This is a genomic window from Micromonospora rifamycinica (assembly GCF_900090265.1).
Taxonomy (GTDB): Bacteria; Actinomycetota; Actinomycetes; order Mycobacteriales; family Micromonosporaceae; genus Micromonospora; species Micromonospora rifamycinica.
This window is the reverse complement of sequence record NZ_LT607752.1, coordinates 1,052,371-1,070,008: the sequence shown is the minus strand read 5'-3', so window position 1 is coordinate 1,070,008 and position 17,638 is coordinate 1,052,371. Positions and strand designations below refer to the sequence as shown.

Below are 17,638 nucleotides of genomic sequence, written 5' to 3'. Positions count from 1 at the left end.
GGGAGGGGGCGGTGACGTCCGGGCTCGCGCTGACCTTCGCGCTCGGCGCGGCGCTCGGCTACGGTGTCGGCTCGGTCCTGCAGGCCGTCGGGGCCCGGCGCGGTGCCAGCACCCTGCGGGCACTCGGCCACCCGCTCTACCTCGCCGGGCTGGGCTGCGACGCGCTGGCCTGGCTCGCCTCCCTGGTCGCCCTCCAGAAGCTGCCCGTGTACGCGGTCCAGTCGGTGACCGCCGGCTCCCTCGCCGTCACCGTGGTCATCGCCCGGATCGTGCTCGGCGCGCGGCTGCGCCGCCGGGACACCGGGGCGATCCTGCTCACCGTCGCCGCCCTCACCGTGATCTCGCTGGCCGCCGGCCCCGAACCGCCGGTCGCCGCGTCGACGGCGCTGCGGTACGGCCTGGCCGTCGCGGCGGTGCTGACCGCCGCCGCCGGGGTCGCTGCCCTGCGGGTGGCCCGGCCGATCGTCGCCGCCACCCTGGCCGGAGTGTCCTGGGGGATCACCGCGCTCTGCGCGCGGGCGTTCACCCCGCCGACCGACCCGCTGGGCCAGCCCGGCACGGCGCTGTGGGACCTGCTGCGGGAGCCGGTCAGCTGGGGACTGGTCGTCTCCGGGGTGGCCGGGACGATCCTCTACGCGCACGCGCTGCGGCACGGGCAGGTCGGGCCGGTCACCGCCGTGCTCTGGGCGGTCGAGATCGTCGTGCCGTCGCTAGCCGGGGTGCTGCTGCTCGGCGACGGGGTACGCGCCGGCTGGCTGCCCTGGGCGGTCGCGGCCACCTTGGCCACCGTGGCCGCGGCGGTGGTGCTGGCCAGCTCACCGGGCACCGCCGACACCGCCGGGGCGGACGGCAGCCCGACGTGAATCATTCGGGACGTGGCAACCTGTCCGCAATCAATCGACAGCACGTGTGCGACATTCACGGGCCGCGGCGGCGCGCATCGAAGCAATTCCCGCCAGCTCACAAAACGTCGGAGTTCACCTTCCCCTGCACGCCTATCGACGCCGAGATTCTTTGACCGCAGTGGTCGCGAGGTTTTCCACCGAGCTTTCCCTGCACCTGCCAGAATTGTGGAGACGACGGATCAACGACATTCTTCGTCGGTGGAGCCCGGTTCAATGAACGCATGCCATCGGCTGCGGCAGCGATCCTTCAAAGAGATGCGGAATGGCCCCCCGAGATTGTCTCGGGGGGCCATCGTCGATCGATGCCGACTCGGCCTGTCGTCGCATTGACGAATGACGCGGCAGGGAGCCGGACCCAGTCACCTGCCCATCATGCGATGTGCGGAGACTGTGCGGTCACCAGGCACACCGGCTTGTCGCCACCGGGCCGCCTCGACCGAACACATGCCTTGTCCAGCGAGGCTGCTGCCGCACTAGAACCCGCACCAGACGAGGCTGCCGCCGTCGGACAGCAGGTCGTCCCGGACCCACCCGGTCTTGCCCGTGCTGTCGTTGCGGAGGAAGGTCCAGGTGTAGCCGTCGTTCGCGACAGTGAAGCAGTGGTAGTCCAACCGCTGTCCGCTACCCGCCGTGCCCTTGATGCTGCACGACGTGCTGGACCCGGACCGCATGTTGGCACCGCCACCGGTGGCCCGCCAGGTGCTGCTGTCCTTGTCGCCGGCCGAGACTCCGCAAGCGGCATGGGCCGAGGCGGGACCTGCCGAGATGACGGGCACGATCGCGGTCGCCGCCATGAGCACGCCGACGGTGATCGTTGCTCGCTTGAGCCTTTGCATGACTTCTCCCCGAATGGTTGGAAGCGGCGAACTCCTGTTTGCGCCGCTCCACCATGGTGAAGCGCATCGACGTGACAGACTGTCAGCTGTCCGATTCGTGGTCCCATATTATACTTTATGTCCTATAAATGAATTCGTCCTATATGGCAGATCGCGGCCAACTGCCTTTGCGGTGATCGCAAGAAAGCGTGCATGACCAGCTAGAAATTGAAGTCGGTGATCCTGGTGCGGGAAAGCGCGTGCGGCGACCCACGCGCCCGGCGCAGGGCGGTCAGCCGTTTCGGCGTACCGAAAAAATGGCTTGCGGAGATTGCGCGCCGCCCGGCCGGCCGCCGCCAGTACGCGTCCAGCGCATGCCTCAGTGGGCCGGGCGGCGGCCCTTGAGCCGGCGGCCCAACTCCCGGGCGATCTCCCGGTTCGCGTCGCGTTCGGCGAGTACCTGGCGCTTGTCGTATGACCGGCGGCCCCGGGCCAGCCCGATCTCCACCTTGGCCCAGCCGTTGCTGAAGTACATCGACAGCGGCACCAGGGTCACCCCCGGGTCGCGCAGCTTCTCCAGGATCCGGGCGATCTCCACCCGGTGCAGCAGCAGCTTGCGGGTCCGCCGGGGCTGGTGGTTGGTCCAGGTGCCGTAGCCGTACTCGGCGATGTGCAGGCCGTACAGCATCAGCTCGCCGTCGCGTTCCTGGGCGAACGCGTCGACCAGCGACACCCGCCCCTCCCGCAGCGACTTCACCTCGGTGCCGGCCAGCACCAGGCCCGCCTCGTAGGTCTTGAGGACGGTGTAGTCGTGGCGGGCCTTCTTGTTGACGGCGATGGGCCTGCGCTCCGCGTCCCGCGCCACCACGACCTCCCCGCCCCGCCCGTCCGTCGGCGTCCACCCTACCGTCCGGTCGTGCCCGACCCGTCGGTCCGTGACGACCTGGCATGATCACCGCATGGACGACCTGACGGCGATCATCCCGGAGGACCGGGACTGGACCTTCGTTATCGACGACGGGTGCGCCGAGTGCGGCTTCGTACCGCAGCGGGCCGACACCACCGGGGACCGGCTGCGCGCCACCGTCCCGGTCTGGCGGGCGGTGCTGTCCCGGCCCGACGCGACCCGGCGGCCCGCGCCGACCGTCTGGTCGCCGACGGAGTACGCCTGCCACGTGCGGGACACCTGCCGGATCTTCCGGGGCCGGCTGGCGCTGATGCTCGACGAGGACGACCCGGTCTTCCCCAACTGGGACCAGGACGCCACCGCCGTCGAGGACGACTACCTGCACCAGGATCCGGCGCGGGTGGCCGGGGAACTCGCCGACCAGGCCGAGGCGACCGCCGCCGCGTTCGACGCCGTCACGCCCGCGCAGTGGGCCAGGCCGGGCCGGCGCAGCAACGGTTCGGTGTTCACCGTCGGTCGCTTCGCCGTCTACTTCCTGCACGACGTGGAGCACCACGTGCACGACGTCACCCGCCCGACGACCACCCACTGACCCCCGGCCGTGTCGCGGGTGTGCCGCCCCGAGTCGAGGTCGCGGGTGTGCCCCGGGGCCGACGTCGGGAGCGGGGTCGGTCGGTGTGGCGCAGCCCCCGGTGACGCCGCCCGGCCGGTAGGGTCCGCGGCCGTGACCGACGCCGACTTCCTCGCCGAGACCCGCGCCTCGTACGACACGATGGCCGCCGGGTACGCCACCCGGTTCCGGACCGAACTCGCCGCCCGCCCGGTCGACCGGGCCGTGCTCGCCGCGTTCGCCGAGACCGTCCTGGCCGGCGGGGGCGGACCGGTGCTCGACGTCGGCTGCGGCCCGGGCCGGATCACCGGCCACCTGCGCGCTCTCGACCTGAGCGTCACCGGGCTCGACCTCTCCCCGGGGATGCTGGCCCAGGGCCGGCTGGCCCACCCCGACCTGCGTTTCGTCGAGGGGTCCATGCTGGACCTGCCGGTGGCCGACGGCGTCCTGGCCGGCCTGGTCGCCTGGTACAGCGTCATCCACGTGCCCGACGAGTGGCTGCCCCGGGTCTTCGCCGGGTTCCACCGGGTGCTCGCCCCCGGCGGGCACGCGCTCGTCGCCTTCCAGGTCGGCGACGAGACGGTCCGCTACACCGAGGCGTGGGGTGACCCGGTATCCCTGGCCTTCCGTCGCCGCCAACCGGACCAGGTGGCCGCCCTGCTGCACGCCGCCGGGCTGTCGGAGCGGGCCCGGATGTGTCGCGCCCCGCAGGAGTTCGACGGCGCGACGGAACGCACCCCGCAAGCCTGCCTGCTGGTTCGCCGGGACGACGACCGGGCGTGACCGGGCCGCCACGGCACCTCTATTCTGTTGCGCGGATCTGGCACGCCCGTACGAGGAGGTTGGTGTGAGCACTCGGACCGAGACGCTGGAGTTCCAGGCGGAGACACGCCAGCTGCTGCACCTGATGGTGCACTCCATCTACTCGCACAAGGACGTCTTCCTGCGCGAGTTGATCTCCAACGCCTCCGACGCGTTGGACAAGCTCCGGCTGGAGTCGCTGGTCGACTCCGACCTGGACGTCGACACCTCCGACCTGCACATCGAGCTGGTGGCGGACCCGGAGGCGCGGACCCTCACCATCCGGGACAACGGCATCGGCATGTCCCGCGAGGACGTCGTGTCACTGATCGGCACGATCGCCCGTTCCGGCACCGCCGAGCTGCTGCGCAAGCTCAAGGAGTCCAAGGAGAACGTCGGCGGCGAGCTGATCGGGCAGTTCGGCGTCGGGTTCTACTCGACGTTCATGGTCGCCGACCGGGTGACCCTGCTCACCCGGCGGGCCGGGCAGACCGAGGGCACCCGCTGGGAGTCCACCGGTGAGGGCACCTACGTGGTCGAGACGGTCGACGACGCCCCGCAGGGCACCTCGGTCACCGTGCACCTCAAGCCCGCCGACGACGAGGACAGCCTGCACGACTACACCGACCGGAGCACCATCCGGGAGATCGTCAAGCGGTACTCCGACTTCATCGCCTGGCCGATCCGTACCACCGTGCCGGGCGTCGACGGCGGCGAACCCACCGTGGAGACCCTGAACTCCCGCAAGGCGCTCTGGGCGCGCTCGCGCGACGAGGTCGCCGAGGAGGAGTACCGGGAGTTCTACCGGCACGTCAGCCACGACTGGACCGACCCGCTGGAGACCATCCACATGCGCGGGGAGGGCACCTTCGAGTACGAGGCGCTGCTGTTCCTGCCCGCGCACGCGCCCTACGACCTCTACCAGGCCGACGGGCGTCGCGGGGTGCAGCTCTACGTCAAGCGGGTCTTCGTGATGGACGACTGCGCCGCGCTGATGCCGAGCTACCTGCGCTTCGTCCGGGGCGTGGTGGACGCCCACGACCTGTCGCTGAACATCTCCCGGGAGATCCTCCAGCAGGACCGGCAGATCCAGATCGTTCGCCGCCGGCTGGTCCGCAAGGTGCTCGGCACGGTCAAGGAGATGCGCGCCGGCAACCCCGAGCGGTTCGCCACCTTCTGGTCCGAGTTCGGCCGGGTGGTCAAGGAGGGTCTGCTGGAGGACGCGGACAACACCGAGACCATCCTCGACCTGGTCACGGTCTCTTCCACCCACCACGCCACCGAGCCCACCACGCTGGGCGACTACGTGGCGCGGATGAAGGAGGGCCAGGGCGAGATCTACTACGCCACCGGCGAGAACCGCACCATGCTGGAGAACTCCCCGCACCTGGAGGCGTTCCGGGCCAAGGGCTACGAGGTGCTGCTGCTCACCGACCCGGTCGACGAGGTGTGGGTGGAGCGGGTCGGCCAGTTCGACGGCAAGCCGCTGCGCTCCATCGCCAAGGGGCAGGTGGACCTGGAGACCGAGGAGGAGCGCAAGGCCACCGAGGTCGCCCGGGACCAGCAGAACAAGGAGTACGCCACGCTGCTCACCTTCCTCGGCGAGGCGCTCTCCGAGACGGTGAAGGAGGTCCGGCTCTCCTCCCGGCTGACCACCTCGCCCGCGTGCATCGTCGGCGACGCGAACGACATCACCCCGACCCTGGAGAAGATGTACCGGGCGATGGGGCAGGAGCTGCCGTCGATCAAGCGCATCCTGGAGCTCAACCCGACCCACCCGTTGGTCACCGGTCTACGGGCCGCCCACCAGCGGGGTGACGACCTGTCGTCGCTGACCGAGGCGGCCGAGCTGCTCTACGGCACGGCGCTGCTGGCCGAGGGCGGCGACCTGGCCGACCCGGCCCGGTTCGCCCGGCTGCTCGCCGACCGGCTGGCCCGTACCCTCTGATCCGCTCCGGTCCCGGCCGGGCACCCACCCGGCCGGGACCGTGCAGGGTCCTGCGGCGGCGCGGTGCCGGGGAACCCCTCGACGGGCACGTCGTGGGGTTTCGCCAGGGTGCCGGTAGGGTGGGTTCCGGTGTGCCGGGAAGTCTGGTCGGCGATGGACGACGCGACCCCTGCCGACGAGGAGTTCCCGTGCCCGCCGCCGACCGCCGCCGCACCAACCTGTTCGCCCGCCGCTCGTGGGGCGAGACCAGCCGTGTCGCCGCCATCCTCCGCAGGGAGACCGTCGGTGGGGCGCTCCTGCTCCTCGGCGCGCTCGTTGCGCTGATCTGGTCGAACTCCCCCTGGTCGGGGGGGTACCAGGCACTACGGGACAGCACCGTCGGCCCGGCCGCGTGGCACCTGGATCTCAGCGTGGCGACCTGGGCCGCCGACGGTCTGCTGGCGGTGTTCTTCTTCGTCGCCGGGCTGGAGCTCAAACGCGAGTTCGTCGCCGGTGACCTGCGCGACCCCCGGCGGGCGGCGGTGCCGGTGGCGGCGGCCCTCGGCGGGGTGATCGTGCCCGCCGTCCTGTACGTCGTGATCACCGCTGGCGTGGGCGACGGCGCGGGCCGGGGGTGGGCCGTCCCGACCGCCACCGACATCGCCTTCGCCCTGGCGGTGCTCGCCGTGGTGGGCCGTTTCCTGCCGTCGGCGTTGCGGACCTTCCTGCTCACCCTGGCGGTGGTCGACGACCTGATCGCCATCATGATCATCGCGGTCTTCTACACCGCGGACCTGTCCGTCGTCCCGCTGCTGGGCGCGCTGCTGCCGCTGGCCGGCTTCGCGGTCCTCGTGCAGCGCCGCGTCCGCTCGTGGTGGCTGCTGCTGCCGTTCGCCGCCCTCACCTGGGTGCTGGTGCACGAGTCGGGGGTGCACGCCACCGTGGCCGGCGTGCTGCTCGCCTTCACCGTCCCGGTGGCCCGGGGCGCGGCGGCGGGCGGCCCGGACGCCGGTCCCGGCCTGGCCGCACACTTCGAGCACCGGATCCGGCCGATCTCCGCCGGCATCGCCGTCCCGGTCTTCGCGTTCCTGTCCGCCGGGGTCACCGTCGGCGGGCTGGCCGGACTGGCCACCGCGTTGACCGACCGGGTGGCGGTCGGCATCGTCGTCGGCCTGGTCGTCGGCAAGCCGGTCGGCATCCTGGCCGCGACCTGGCTGGTCTCCCGGTTCACCCGCGCGGACCTCGACGAGGGTCTCACCTGGCTCGACGTGCTCGGTCTCGCCCTGCTCGGCGGCATCGGCTTCACCGTCTCGCTGCTGATCGGGGAACTCGCCTTCGGCCTGGGCAGCGCGCGTGACGACCACGCCAAGGTCGCGGTGCTGGCCGGTTCGCTGCTGTCGGCGCTGCTGGCCAGTGTCATCCTCCGCGCCCGGAGCCGGGTCTACCGGCGGGTGCACGAGGCGGAGCGTGTCGACCTGGACCGCGATGGCGTGCCGGACGTGTTCCAGCCGTGACCGGGGCGGTCGGCCCCGTGGTGCCCGGGTGGTCGGCGGGGCGTGTCGTCACGGACCGGCCGGGTACACCCGGGTCGCGTCGGCCGCCACGGTCGCCCAGACCCGTTGCCCGGGGAGCAGCCGCAGCCCGGCGGCGACCGCCGGGGTGACGTCCGCGGCGGCGGCGACCGCCCCGGTGAGCCGCACCCGCAGCCGGTCCCCGTGCCGGTGCACCCCGGCGACGGTGGCGGGCCAGCCGTGCGGCGGGCCACCGTCGGTCCGTGGGTCGTCGGTCCGTGGGTCGTCGGTCCGTGGGTCGTCGGGCCGCTGCGGGCGCAGGGAGACGGCGGTGGGCGGGAAGACCACGAAGGCGTCCCCGGTGAGCCGGTCGGTGGTCGGGACGGTGAACCCGTCGGCGAGGTGGACGCGCCGGCCGTCCGCCCGGCCCCGGCAGAGGTTGAGCCCGACCAGCCGGGCCACGTACTCGGTGCGCGGCCGGGTGGTGACGGTGCCGGGATCCCCCTCCTGGACCACCCGGCCGTCCTCGACGACGACCAACCGGTCGGCCAGCGCCAGGGCGTCCAGCGGATCGTGGGTGACCAGCAGGGCGGCCCCGGGATGGTCGGTGAGGTGGCGGTGCAGGTGGGCCCGGACGTCCAGCCGGGTGCCGGCGTCCAGCGCGGCCAGCGGCTCGTCGAGCAGCAGCAGGGTCGGGTCGACGGCGAGCGCCCGGGCCAGCGCCACCCGCTGGGCCTGCCCGCCGGAGAGCTGCCGGGGTCGCCGCCCGGCGTGCGCGCTCAGGCCGACCCGCTCCAGCCAGGCGGTGGCCCGCTCCCGGGCGGCCCGTCGGGGCAGCCCCTGCCGCCGGGGCCCGAAGGCGACGTTGTCCCGGGCGGTCAGGTGCGGGAAGAGCAGGTAGTCCTGGAACACCACGCCGACCGGTCGCCGCTCGGGCGGCACGAACCGCCGCGCGTCCGGGCGGTCCAGCTCGGTCCCGTCCAGGCGCAGCCAGCCGGCGGTGAGCGGGTGCAGCCCGGCGAGGGAGCGCAGCGTGGTGGTCTTGCCGGCCCCGTTCGGGCCGAGGAGCGCGACCACCTCACCGGCGGCGATCCGCAGCCGGACGTCCAGCCGGAAACCGGCCCGGTCGACGACCAGGTGACCGTCGAGCAGCGGGCCGGTCACGGAGCCGTGATCCAGCGGTCGCGCAGCCCGGCGAGGATCACCACCGAGACCGTGAGCAGCACCAGGCTGAGTACGACGGCGGCCTCCAGGTCGGTCTCCAGGGCCAGGTAGACCGCGAGCGGCATGGTCTGGGTCCGGCCCGGGTAGTTGCCGGCGAAGGTGATGGTGGCGCCGAACTCGCCGAGCGCCCGCGCCCAGCACAGCACCGCCCCGGCGGCGATGCCCGGGGCGACCAGCGGCAGGGTGACCCGGGTGAAGGTGGTCCACCGGCCGGCGCCCAGGGTGGCGGCGGCCTCCTCGTAGCGGTGGTCGGCGCCACGCAGCGCCCCCTCCACCGCGATGATCAGGAACGGCATCGCCACGAACGCCTCGGCGAGCACCACGCCGGTGGTGGTGAACGGCAGGGTGACCCCGAAGGTGGCGTCCAGCCAGCCGCCGAGCGGCCCGCGCCGGCCGAGGACCAGCAGCAGCGCCACCCCGCCGACCACCGGCGGCAGCACCAGCGGCACGGTGACCAGTGCCCGGACCAGCCGCCGGCCGGGGAACTCCACCCGGGCCAGCAACCAGGCCAGGGGTACGCCCAGGGCGAGGCAGAGCAGCGTGGCGAAGGTGGCGCACTGGACGGACAGCCGCAGCGCGGTGAGCACCCCGGGCGCGGTGAGCCGCGACCCCAGCGACGTCCACGGGGTGCGCAGCAGCAGGCCACCCAGCGGCAGCACCAGGAACAGCAGGCCGAGGGCGGCGGGTGCGAGCAGCGCCACCGGCACCCGCTGACCGGTGCCGCGCCGCCGACGGGTACGCGGGCTCACGAGCCGGACGGCGGCTGGAATCCGGCGTCGGTGAGGGCCGCCCGGCCGGGCGCGGAACGGACCAGTTCGACGAAGGCCCGGGCGGCGTTCGGGTTCGGCGCGTCGGCCAGCACCACGATCGGACAGTCGTTGACGGCGCGGGCGGACTCGGGGAACTCGACACCGTCGACGTCGAGGTCGGCCGACCGGGCGTCGGTGCGGTACACCAGGGCGGCGTCGACCTCGCCGAGCTTCACCTTGGCCAGCGCCCCCTTGACGTCCTGTTCGAGGGTGACCGGGGTGAGCCGGACCCCGGCCGCGTCCAGGGCGGTGGTCGCCGCCGCCCCGCAGGGCACCTGGGCGGCGCACAGGGCGACCTTCAGCCCCGGCCGGGTCAGGTCGGCCAGCCCGACGACGCGCTGCGGGTTGCCCTCGGGTACGGCGATGACGAGCTGGTTGCGGGCGAAGACGGCGGGGGTGCCGGCGGCGTGGCCGGCGTCGGTGACGGTGGCCATGTTCCTCGGGGCGGCGGAGGCGAAGACGTCGGCAGGCGCCCCCTGGGTGATCTGGGTGGCCAGCGCGGAGCTGCCGGCGAAGTTGAAGGTCACCGTGGTGCCCGGGTGGTCCGCCTCGAACCGCCGGCCGAGGGCGGTGAACGACTCGGTGAGCGACGCGGCGGCGAAGACGGTCACCGTGCCGGTCGGGTCGCCGCCGGCGGCGGGTGCCGGGGTGTCGGCACCGCATCCGGCGAGGACGAGGGCGGTCGCGGCGAGCAGGCCGGCGAGGGCGCGGGCGGGACGGGTCACGGCTGGCTCCGTCCCCTGGCGGCACCGACCGGGGTGGGCCGCTCGACCACGACGGTGGTCGACTTGATCACCGCGACGGCCACCGAGCCGACCGTGAGCCCCAGCTCGTCGACCGCCTCCCGGCTCATCAGCGAGACGATCCGGAACGGCCCGGCCTGGATGTCGACCTGGGCCATCACGGTGTCCCGGACGACGGCGGTGACGATCCCGCGGAGCCGGTTGCGGGCCGAGGAGAACTCGGCGCCCTCGTCCGGCCCGGCGGACTGGGCCCGGACGAAGCCGGCCAGGTCGACGCCGTCGACGAGGCGGTGGCCGTGCGCGTCCCGCTGGGCGGGCAGCCGGCCGGCGTCCACCCAGCGCCGCACGGTGTCGTCGCTGACGCCGAGCAACTCGGCGGCCTCGCGGATCCGGAAGACACTCACCCGGTCACCCTAGCGGCTCGCAGGTGCGGGCCGGAAGGGTGATCAGCCCTCGCAACGACACCATTGGAAGTCTGGAGAGGGTCGCATCTGCGGGCGAGATGCGGCGGCCGGAACGCCGACGGCCGGCCGTCGCGGGTGGCGACGACCGGCCGCTGCCGGCGGTGCGGGGTCAGCTCAGGGTGAGCGCGGTGTCGTCCACCACGAAGGAGGTCTGCAGGCTGCTGTCCTCCACCCCGCTGAACGAGATGGTGACGGTGCCACCGGCCAGCGCCGAGACGTCGAAGCTGCGCTGCACGTAGCCGCTCGCGGCGTTGACGTTGGAGTACGTCGCCAGGGTGGTGCCGCCGGCCTTGACGGTCAGCTTGTCGTACGCCGTGCTGCCCGACTCGGCCGTGTCGATGTGCAGCCAGAAGGAGAGGGTGGCCCGGCAGCCGGCGGGGATGGCCACCGACTGGGTGACGGTGTCGGTGTGGGTCGAGCCGTACCCGTTGAGCCACGCCTTGTAGGAGCCACCGTGCGCGGCCTGGCTGGCCGACGAGGTGATCACGCCCGAGGTGGCGGTCCAGCCGGTGCCGCCGGACTCGAAGCCGGGGTTGGTCAGCTTCTGGCCCGAGCAGACGCCCGAGGTGGGGGTCGGCGTCGGGGTCGAGGTCGCGGTCGGGGTGGGCGTCGGGGTGCCGCCGGTGCAGGTCGGGTCGGCGGACTGCGCGGGCACGCTCACCGCGTCCCAGGCGGCCTTGACGGTGTTGAACTCCGTGCAGCTGCCCGGGTAGAGGGTCTTGGCGGCCTGCAGCGTCCAGGTGCGGTACTTCAGGTAGGACGAGCTGGTCGTCTTGATCAGCATCGCGTTGTACATGATCTTGATGGCCTTCTGGATGCCCAGGCCGGTCACCGTGCTGCTGTTGCAGGTCGGGCTGGTCGGCTGGCCGTTGGTCGGGTTGCTGCCCATGGCCAGCAGGTAGAACCAGTGGTTGCCGGGGCCGGCCGCCGCGTGCACCTCCTGGCCCGGGATGCTGCTGGAGTAGCAGTTGGCGTCGCCCAGCGCGGACGGGTTGTACATGTTGCGGATCGGGCCGCTGCCGACCAGGTTGATCTTCTCGCCGACCAGGAAGTCCGGTGCGTCGTAGGTGGACGGCTCGTTGGCGAACCACTCGGTGGCCGCGCCGAAGGTGTCGGCGACGAACTCCTGGGTGTTGCCCCGGGAGATGCCGCCGGGGGTGGTGTCGTCGATGCCGTGGCCGATCTCGTGGGCCACCACGTCGAGCGAGCCGATCCACTGCCCGGCGGTGTTCTTGCCGATCTGCACCTGGCTGCCGTCGTAGTAGGCGTTCTGGTCGTTGAGGCCGACCCGGATCGGCCACGCGCCGCCGCTGCCGTTCGCGCCGTTGCGACCCAGCCACTGCGACAGCATCTTGTGCTCGGTCTGCGCCGAGAACAGCGCGTCGACGCAGCCGGTCTCCCTGCTGGTGCCGGTGCCGTTGCCCCAGACGTCGTCCGGGCCGGAGAAGGTCGTGTTGTTCGCGGCGTCCTGGCAGCTCAGGTTGGTGGTGCCCGGGTCCTTCAGCGAGTAGGTGCTGCCGGACTGGGTGGTGGCCAGGGTGACCGGGCCGTTCCACGCCCCGGTGCCGGTGCCCCGCATGACGTGCTCCTGGGTGCCGAGCACCACGCCGGTGACGGCGTCCACGTCGACGGTGAGCCGGCTGGGGCCGTCCGCGCCGGTGCCGGTGACGGTGGTCTCCCAGGCCAGTGCGGGTCGGGCGCCGAGGGTGTGCACGACCAGCGTGGTGCCCTCGACGCCGGTGACCTTCCGCAGCAGGGCGCGGGCGGTCCGCTCGGCCGCGGTGGCGGTGAGCCTCGGCGTGGTGGACAGGTCGCCGATGCTCTGCTGCTGGGCGACGGAGGCGTAGCTGACCTCCCCGGTGGCGGTGGTCGCCAGGACGAAGTCGCCGCCGATCACGGCCAGACCCTTGTAGGTGCGTTCGAACGGCACGTACTGGATGCCCTCGGAGGAGATGACCGGCCGCTGCACGAACGCGTCGTCGGCGCTGGCGTGCAGGTAGCCGGGGCGGCTGGCGACCAGTGCGGCGGCCGCGCCGGTGGCGGTGGCGCGGGCCTGGGCCGGGTCGGGCGCGGGACGTGCCGGCGCGGCCTGGACCGCGGCGGTGGTGCCCGCGGCGATCAGACCGGCCGCGACCGCGCCGGAGAGCGCGACGAGGCGGGGTGAGAGCTTCAAGGGGGGTGCTCCTGTTCTCGGGCGGCGCCGGCGCCCGGTGGGGTCGCGGCGCCGGTGCTGCGCTGAGGCATGGCGGTGACGGGTGGTCTCCGGGCTGCCGGCTGGCCCGGTGGGGGTGACCGTCCGTCACGAGTCGCCGGGGGTTGGCGACCGCTGGAGGCACGATCACACGGGTGGAGATCCATATCAATGGGTTGACCGGGGCAACCATTCGGTCGGGTGGTCGAAACCACTGTTGCCCATCGATGAACGGTGGTCGTGCGCCCCGCCCTGAACAGGTGATCCCCGCTGGATCTTTTCCGGCCGGCCGTCCCAGTTGAGGGTTTTCGCCGGAACGCGCGGCCGCTGCGCATACGCCCGGTCGGCCAGCAGTACGACAACGTCGTCATGTCCGTCGTGCTCGGCCCGGTGGGCACGACTCGGGTGGGCACCGATCGCCTACCATGCGGCTGTGCCGGACATTGACGGAACCCTCGCCGCCACCCAGGTCTGGCGGAGGCAGGCACTCTGGTCGCAGGCCGCCGAACGGGTGAAGCGACGGATCACCCGGGGGCGACGGCTGGTCGCCGCCCTCACCGCCGTCGCCGCCGTCGCCGGCACCGCGGCGGCGATGCTGGCGACGGCCGCGCCGGCCGCCGGCCGGGTGCTGGCGATCGTCGCCGGCGCGTCGCTGCTGCTGGTGCCGGTGGCCGGGCGCTGGTCGTCCCGGGGGGCGGTGGCCACCTGGACCCGGCTCCGGGCGGTCTCCGAGGCGTCGAAGGCGGAACTGTACCGCTACCTCGCCCGCGCCGCCCCCTACGCCGACGCCGACGCCGACGCCGTCCTGCTGCGCCGTTACGACCTGCTGATGGCGGACGCCGGCGACCTGGTCGGGCAGACCCTCGACGACCCGCCGGCCGACCGACCGCTGCCGGCCGTCACCGACGTGCCGAGCTACCTCGTCGAACGGGTGCAGCGGCAGGTGGACGGCTACTACCTGCCGGCCGCGCGGCGGTCCGGCCGGTCCGCCGCGCGGATCGGCCGGACCGCGACGGTGCTGACCGTCCTGGTCGCCCTGCTCTCCGCGGTCACCGGGGTGCTCGGTGACGGCCTGGGTCTCACCGCCTGGGTAGGGGTCGCCACGGTGGTCACCACGGCGCTGGTCGGGTACGGGGCCGCCCAACGCTACGAGCAACAGCACCTCGAGTACGCCCGGACGGCCGACCAGCTGACCCGGCTGCGGCTGACCCGGGCGGCCGGGCACGGCTGGAGCGACGACGACGCGTTGGTGGCCGAGGCCGAACGGATCATCGCCCACTCCAACGCGGCCTGGATGGCCAAAATGATCGAGGAAGACGGCGCTGCGCAGCAGTGACATCACGGGTCGTGGCGACTAGCATCATCGATATCCGTGATTGGCCGTCGACGTGGACGGACGTTCGTCCACCTCCGACACAGATGGGGGCCCGACGTGGACCGCACCCAAACCCCGTCCGATCCGTTCCCGACGCCGCTGAGCGACCTGCGGCGCACGCCGCTCGGCCGCATTGCGGTCGACCGGGCGAACGCCGTGGCCCGCATCGACGATCATCGGGCAACACACCCGACCCGGGTCGATGTCGCCGCCTTCAGCTCGCACCTCTGACGCCGCCGCGCCCGCGGGAACGATCGCCCCGCTCAGTCAGTACGTCCTCAAGCTGACCAGCCGGTGCGACCTCTCCTGTGACCACTGCTACGTCTACGAGCACCCCGACCAGTCGTGGCGTCGTCAGCCCCGGCTGATGACGCCCGGCACGGTCGAGGCCACCGCCCGGCGGATCGCCGAGCACGCCGCCGCCCACCGGCTCCCGGCCGTACGGGTGGTCCTGCACGGCGGGGAACCCCTGCTCGCCGGCGCGACCCGGATCGCCGCCACCGCCGTCACCCTGCGACGGGCCGTCGGCCCGGTGGCCCGCCTCGACCTGCGGATGCAGTCCAACGGCGTGCTGCTCACCCCCGAGATCGCCGACGTCCTCGTCACCCACGACATCGGGCTGGGCATCTCCCTGGACGGCGACCGGTCGGCCAACGACCGGCACCGCCGGTACGCCAACGGCGCGAGCAGCCACGACCAGGTGCGACGGGCGCTGGAGCTGCTGCGTCGTCCCGAGTACCGCGGCGTCTACGCCGGGCTGCTGTGCACCGTCGACCTGGCCAACGACCCGATCCGGGTCTACCGGGCACTGCTCGCCGAGGACCCGCCCGCGATCGACTTCCTGCTGCCGCACGCCAACTGGGACCGGCCACCCGCCCGCCCCGACGGGGCCGCCACCCCGTACGCGGACTGGCTGTTGACGATCCACCGGGCCTGGCTGGCCGACGGGCAGCCGGTGCCGATCCGGCTGCTGGAGTCGCTGCTGGCCACCGCCACCGGTGGCAGCACCGGCACCGAGGCGGTCGGGCTCGCCCCGGTGGACCTGGTGGTGGTCGAGACCGACGGCACCTTCGAGCAGGTCGACTCGCTCAAGTCCGCCTTCCACGGGGCCGCCGCCACCGGCTTGGACGTGTTCCGGCACCGGGTCGACGAGGCGGCGGCCCACCCCGGCATCGTGGTCCGGCAGTCCGGAATGGCGGGGCTCTGCGCCACCTGCCGATCGTGCCCGCTGGTCCGTCGGTGCGGTGGCGGTCTGCTCGCCCACCGGTACCGGACCGGCACCGGCTTCGACAACCCGTCGGCCTACTGCGCCGACCTGGCCGCGTTGATCCGGGCCACGGCCGTCCCGGCCGACCCGCAGGGTGACCGGCCGGTCGACACCCTGCCCCCCGCCGTCCTGGACGACCTCGGCTCCGGCCGGGGCAGCGCCGAGTCGGTGGCCCACCTCGCCGCCGTCCACCACGGCATCACCCGGGCGCTGACCGTCGCGCTCAGCCCGGCGGCGGCCGCCGACCCGGTCGCGGCGGCCGGCTGGCGTCTCCTGGTGGACCTGGACGTGTCCGCGCCCGAGGCCGTCGACCGGGTGCTCGGCCACCCCTTCGTCCGGCGGTGGGCGCAGCGGTGCCGGGCCGGCGCGACCGGTGAGCTGCCCCACCTCGCCGCGGTGGCCGCCGCCGCCGCGGTCCGGGCCGGTGTCGACGTCGACCTCGTGCTGCCGGTACGGGCCGGCGCCGTGCACCTGCCCACGCTCGGGGCGATCGTGGTCGACGCCGGTGCCGACACCGTGCCCGTCGTCATCTCCGGGGGCGTCGTCGAGCTGCGGGCCGGCCGACGCCGGGTCCGGGTCCGGCCGGGGGCCGGGGCGAACCCGGACCGGTGGCAGCCGACCCGGGCGGTGCGTACCGACGGCGGGCCCGTCCTGTTGGAGGACACCGACCCGTACCGCGACTGCTTCGACCTGGCGGTGGCCCCCCGGCTCACCCCGGCGGTCGCCGACCGGTGGACGCGGCAGGTGCAGCGGGCGGTGCACCGCCTCGACACCGAGGCCGTCGGCTACGCGGCCGGCGTCCGCGCCCTGCTGCGCGCCGTGGTGCCGCTGCGTCCCGACCCGTCCGGCCGGGCCCGCAGCGCCGCCGCCCGGTCCGCGTTCGGCGCGGTGGCCGTCACCCCGGTCGTCGACGACGCCGCGCTGGCGGTGCTGCTCGTCCACGAGGTGCAGCACCTGAAGCTCGACGCGGTCCTCGACGTGTGCGAGCTGTTCGACCCCGCCGACGCCCGGCGGCTGCGGGTGCCCTGGCGCGACGACCCCCGCCCGGTGGAGGGCGCGCTGCACGGCGTCTACGCCCACCTCGCCGTCGCCGACGTGTGGCGGCACCGGCCCGGCAGCGCGGCGGCGGCGCACTTCCGGCGCTACCGCGAGTGGACCGACGGCGCGGTCGACGCGCTGCTCGGGCTGGGCAGTCTCACCGCCGACGGGGAACGGTTCGTCCACCGGATGCGCGCCACCCTGGACGACTGGCGGTGACCGGCCGGTTCACCCTCGCCGCCGACCTGCGGGCGCTCGGGGTGCCGGCGGGCGCGACGGTGCTGGTGCACAGCGCACTGTCCCGGGTCCGGCCCGGCCCGGGTGGCCCGGCCACCCTGCTCGCGGCGCTGCGGGACGTCCTCGGCGACGACGGCACCGTGGTCGTGCCGACCCAGACGGCCGGCAACTCGGTGACCTCGCGGGCGTTCCGGGCCGCCACGGCGGGGCTGACCCCGGCCCGGGCCGCCGCCGTCGAGGCGGCCATCGAGCCGTTCGACCCGGCGCGCAGCCCGGCGCAGGGGATGGGGGTGTTCGCCGAGCACGTCCGCCGGCAGGCCGGTGCCCGCCGCAGCGCCCACCCGCAGACCTCGTTCGCCGCGCTCGGTCCGGCCGCCGCGGCGCTGACCGCCCGGCACGACCTGGACTGCCACCTCGGCGACCGGTCGCCGCTGGGGGCGCTGTACGCCGCCGACGCCCTGGTGCTGCTGCTGGGCGTCGACTGGTCGGTGTGCACGGCGTTCCACCTCGCCGAGTACCGCTGCCGGCGGCCCGCGCCGCGCCGGGCGTACCGGTGCTATGTCCGCGACCCGGCGGGCCGGCGGATCCGCCGGGACTTCCAGGCCCCGCACCTCGACGACAGCGACTTCCCGCTGATCGGCGCGGCCGTGGTGGCGGGCGGGTCGGTGCGGTGCGGGCCGGTCGGCGCGGCCGACGGCCGTCGCGTCCGGCTGCGCCGCGCCGTCGACGTCGCTCGGGAGTGGATGGATGAGCACCGACTGGCGTGAACGGGACAGCGCGGGTTTGGCCCCTGTCGATACTGTGGTCGGCCGGG

16 protein-coding genes are annotated in these 17,638 nt (G+C 73.7%); 9 read left to right on the top strand and 7 right to left on the bottom strand.

The features are described from left to right. Window positions 1-11 precede the first annotated feature (11 nt). Entirely contained in the window at window positions 12-863 is an 852-nt protein-coding gene (locus GA0070623_RS04490; protein WP_067308659.1) for a DMT family protein, read from the top strand. 515 nt (window positions 864-1,378) lie between these two features. Here GA0070623_RS04490 and GA0070623_RS04485 read toward each other — a convergent pair. Beyond that, window positions 1,379-1,741: an SH3 domain-containing protein gene (locus tag GA0070623_RS04485; protein WP_067308656.1), complete on the bottom strand. Its 363-nt coding sequence runs from the start codon at window positions 1,739-1,741 to the stop codon at window positions 1,379-1,381. Between the two features lie 358 nt (window positions 1,742-2,099). Beyond that, a complete protein-coding gene (gene smpB / locus GA0070623_RS04480; protein WP_067308681.1) occupies window positions 2,100-2,585 on the bottom strand; it encodes an SsrA-binding protein SmpB in 486 nt (161 codons plus the stop codon). Between the two features lie 94 nt (window positions 2,586-2,679). On the opposite strand from smpB, the gene GA0070623_RS04475 reads away from it, so the two are divergent. The 4 genes from GA0070623_RS04475 (at window position 2,680) to nhaA (ending at window position 7,479) form a co-directional block, all read left to right on the top strand. Continuing rightward, the gene (locus GA0070623_RS04475; protein WP_067308653.1) at window positions 2,680-3,219 is read left to right on the top strand and encodes a DinB family protein; all 540 of its coding nucleotides are present in this window, start codon (window positions 2,680-2,682) and stop codon (window positions 3,217-3,219) included. Between the two features lie 132 nt (window positions 3,220-3,351). After that, window positions 3,352-4,020: a class I SAM-dependent DNA methyltransferase gene (locus tag GA0070623_RS04470; RefSeq protein WP_067308649.1), complete on the top strand. Its 669-nt coding sequence runs from the start codon at window positions 3,352-3,354 to the stop codon at window positions 4,018-4,020. A 64-nt stretch (window positions 4,021-4,084) separates the two neighbouring features. Then, window positions 4,085-5,986 (top strand): molecular chaperone HtpG, encoded by a 1,902-nt coding sequence (gene htpG, locus GA0070623_RS04465; RefSeq protein ID WP_084261314.1) that lies wholly within the window; start codon window positions 4,085-4,087, stop codon window positions 5,984-5,986. A 188-nt stretch (window positions 5,987-6,174) separates the two neighbouring features. Then, window positions 6,175-7,479, top strand: a complete 1,305-nt coding sequence (nhaA, locus tag GA0070623_RS04460; RefSeq protein WP_231932659.1) for a Na+/H+ antiporter NhaA — start codon at window positions 6,175-6,177, stop codon at window positions 7,477-7,479. A 48-nt stretch (window positions 7,480-7,527) separates the two neighbouring features. Here the strand turns inward: nhaA and GA0070623_RS04455 are convergent, their stop codons facing one another. The 5 genes from GA0070623_RS04455 to GA0070623_RS04435 form a co-directional block, all read right to left on the bottom strand. Next, the gene (locus tag GA0070623_RS04455; protein WP_067308646.1) at window positions 7,528-8,640 is read right to left on the bottom strand and encodes an ABC transporter ATP-binding protein; all 1,113 of its coding nucleotides are present in this window, start codon (window positions 8,638-8,640) and stop codon (window positions 7,528-7,530) included. Further along, window positions 8,637-9,449, bottom strand: a complete 813-nt coding sequence (gene modB, locus GA0070623_RS04450; protein ID WP_407937964.1) for a molybdate ABC transporter permease subunit — start codon at window positions 9,447-9,449, stop codon at window positions 8,637-8,639. Before modB ends, GA0070623_RS04455 begins: the two co-directional genes overlap by 4 nt. Further along, window positions 9,446-10,234: a molybdate ABC transporter substrate-binding protein gene (gene modA, locus GA0070623_RS04445; RefSeq protein WP_067308642.1), complete on the bottom strand. Its 789-nt coding sequence runs from the start codon at window positions 10,232-10,234 to the stop codon at window positions 9,446-9,448. The genes modB and modA overlap by 4 nt, the downstream gene beginning before the upstream one ends. Then, window positions 10,231-10,656, bottom strand: a complete 426-nt coding sequence (locus GA0070623_RS04440; RefSeq protein WP_067308638.1) for a TOBE domain-containing protein — start codon at window positions 10,654-10,656, stop codon at window positions 10,231-10,233. The genes modA and GA0070623_RS04440 overlap by 4 nt, the downstream gene beginning before the upstream one ends. Window positions 10,657-10,825: 169 nt before the next feature. Further along, window positions 10,826-12,889, bottom strand: a complete 2,064-nt coding sequence (locus tag GA0070623_RS04435) for a M4 family metallopeptidase (RefSeq protein WP_067308635.1) — start codon at window positions 12,887-12,889, stop codon at window positions 10,826-10,828. A 451-nt stretch (window positions 12,890-13,340) separates the two neighbouring features. On the opposite strand from GA0070623_RS04435, the gene GA0070623_RS04430 reads away from it, so the two are divergent. The 4 genes from GA0070623_RS04430 (at window position 13,341) to GA0070623_RS04420 (ending at window position 17,591) form a co-directional block, all read left to right on the top strand. After that, window positions 13,341-14,243, top strand: coding sequence for a DUF4231 domain-containing protein (locus tag GA0070623_RS04430; RefSeq protein ID WP_067308632.1), 903 nt, complete (start codon window positions 13,341-13,343; stop codon window positions 14,241-14,243). A 96-nt stretch (window positions 14,244-14,339) separates the two neighbouring features. Continuing rightward, the gene (locus GA0070623_RS30295) at window positions 14,340-14,513 is read left to right on the top strand and encodes a hypothetical protein (protein ID WP_172898364.1); all 174 of its coding nucleotides are present in this window, start codon (window positions 14,340-14,342) and stop codon (window positions 14,511-14,513) included. Then, window positions 14,485-16,806, top strand: a complete 2,322-nt coding sequence (locus tag GA0070623_RS04425) for an FxsB family cyclophane-forming radical SAM/SPASM peptide maturase (protein WP_067308629.1) — start codon at window positions 14,485-14,487, stop codon at window positions 16,804-16,806. The genes GA0070623_RS30295 and GA0070623_RS04425 overlap by 29 nt, the downstream gene beginning before the upstream one ends. Next, complete coding sequence (locus GA0070623_RS04420; RefSeq protein ID WP_084261313.1) at window positions 16,803-17,591, top strand: aminoglycoside N(3)-acetyltransferase; 789 nt, start codon at window positions 16,803-16,805, stop codon at window positions 17,589-17,591. The genes GA0070623_RS04425 and GA0070623_RS04420 overlap by 4 nt, the downstream gene beginning before the upstream one ends. Window positions 17,592-17,638 lie beyond the last annotated feature (47 nt).

Bases quoted from the DNA above. Each gene is read 5' to 3' on its own strand.
- GA0070623_RS04485 (WP_067308656.1), bottom strand. From the start codon at position 1,741: ATGCAAAGGCTCAAGCGAGCAACGATCACCGTCGGCGTGCTCATGGCG.
- GA0070623_RS04475 (WP_067308653.1), top strand. From the start codon at position 2,680: ATGGACGACCTGACGGCGATCATCCCGGAGGACCGGGACTGGACCTTC.
- GA0070623_RS04425 (WP_067308629.1), top strand. From the start codon at position 14,485: ATGTCGCCGCCTTCAGCTCGCACCTCTGACGCCGCCGCGCCCGCGGGA.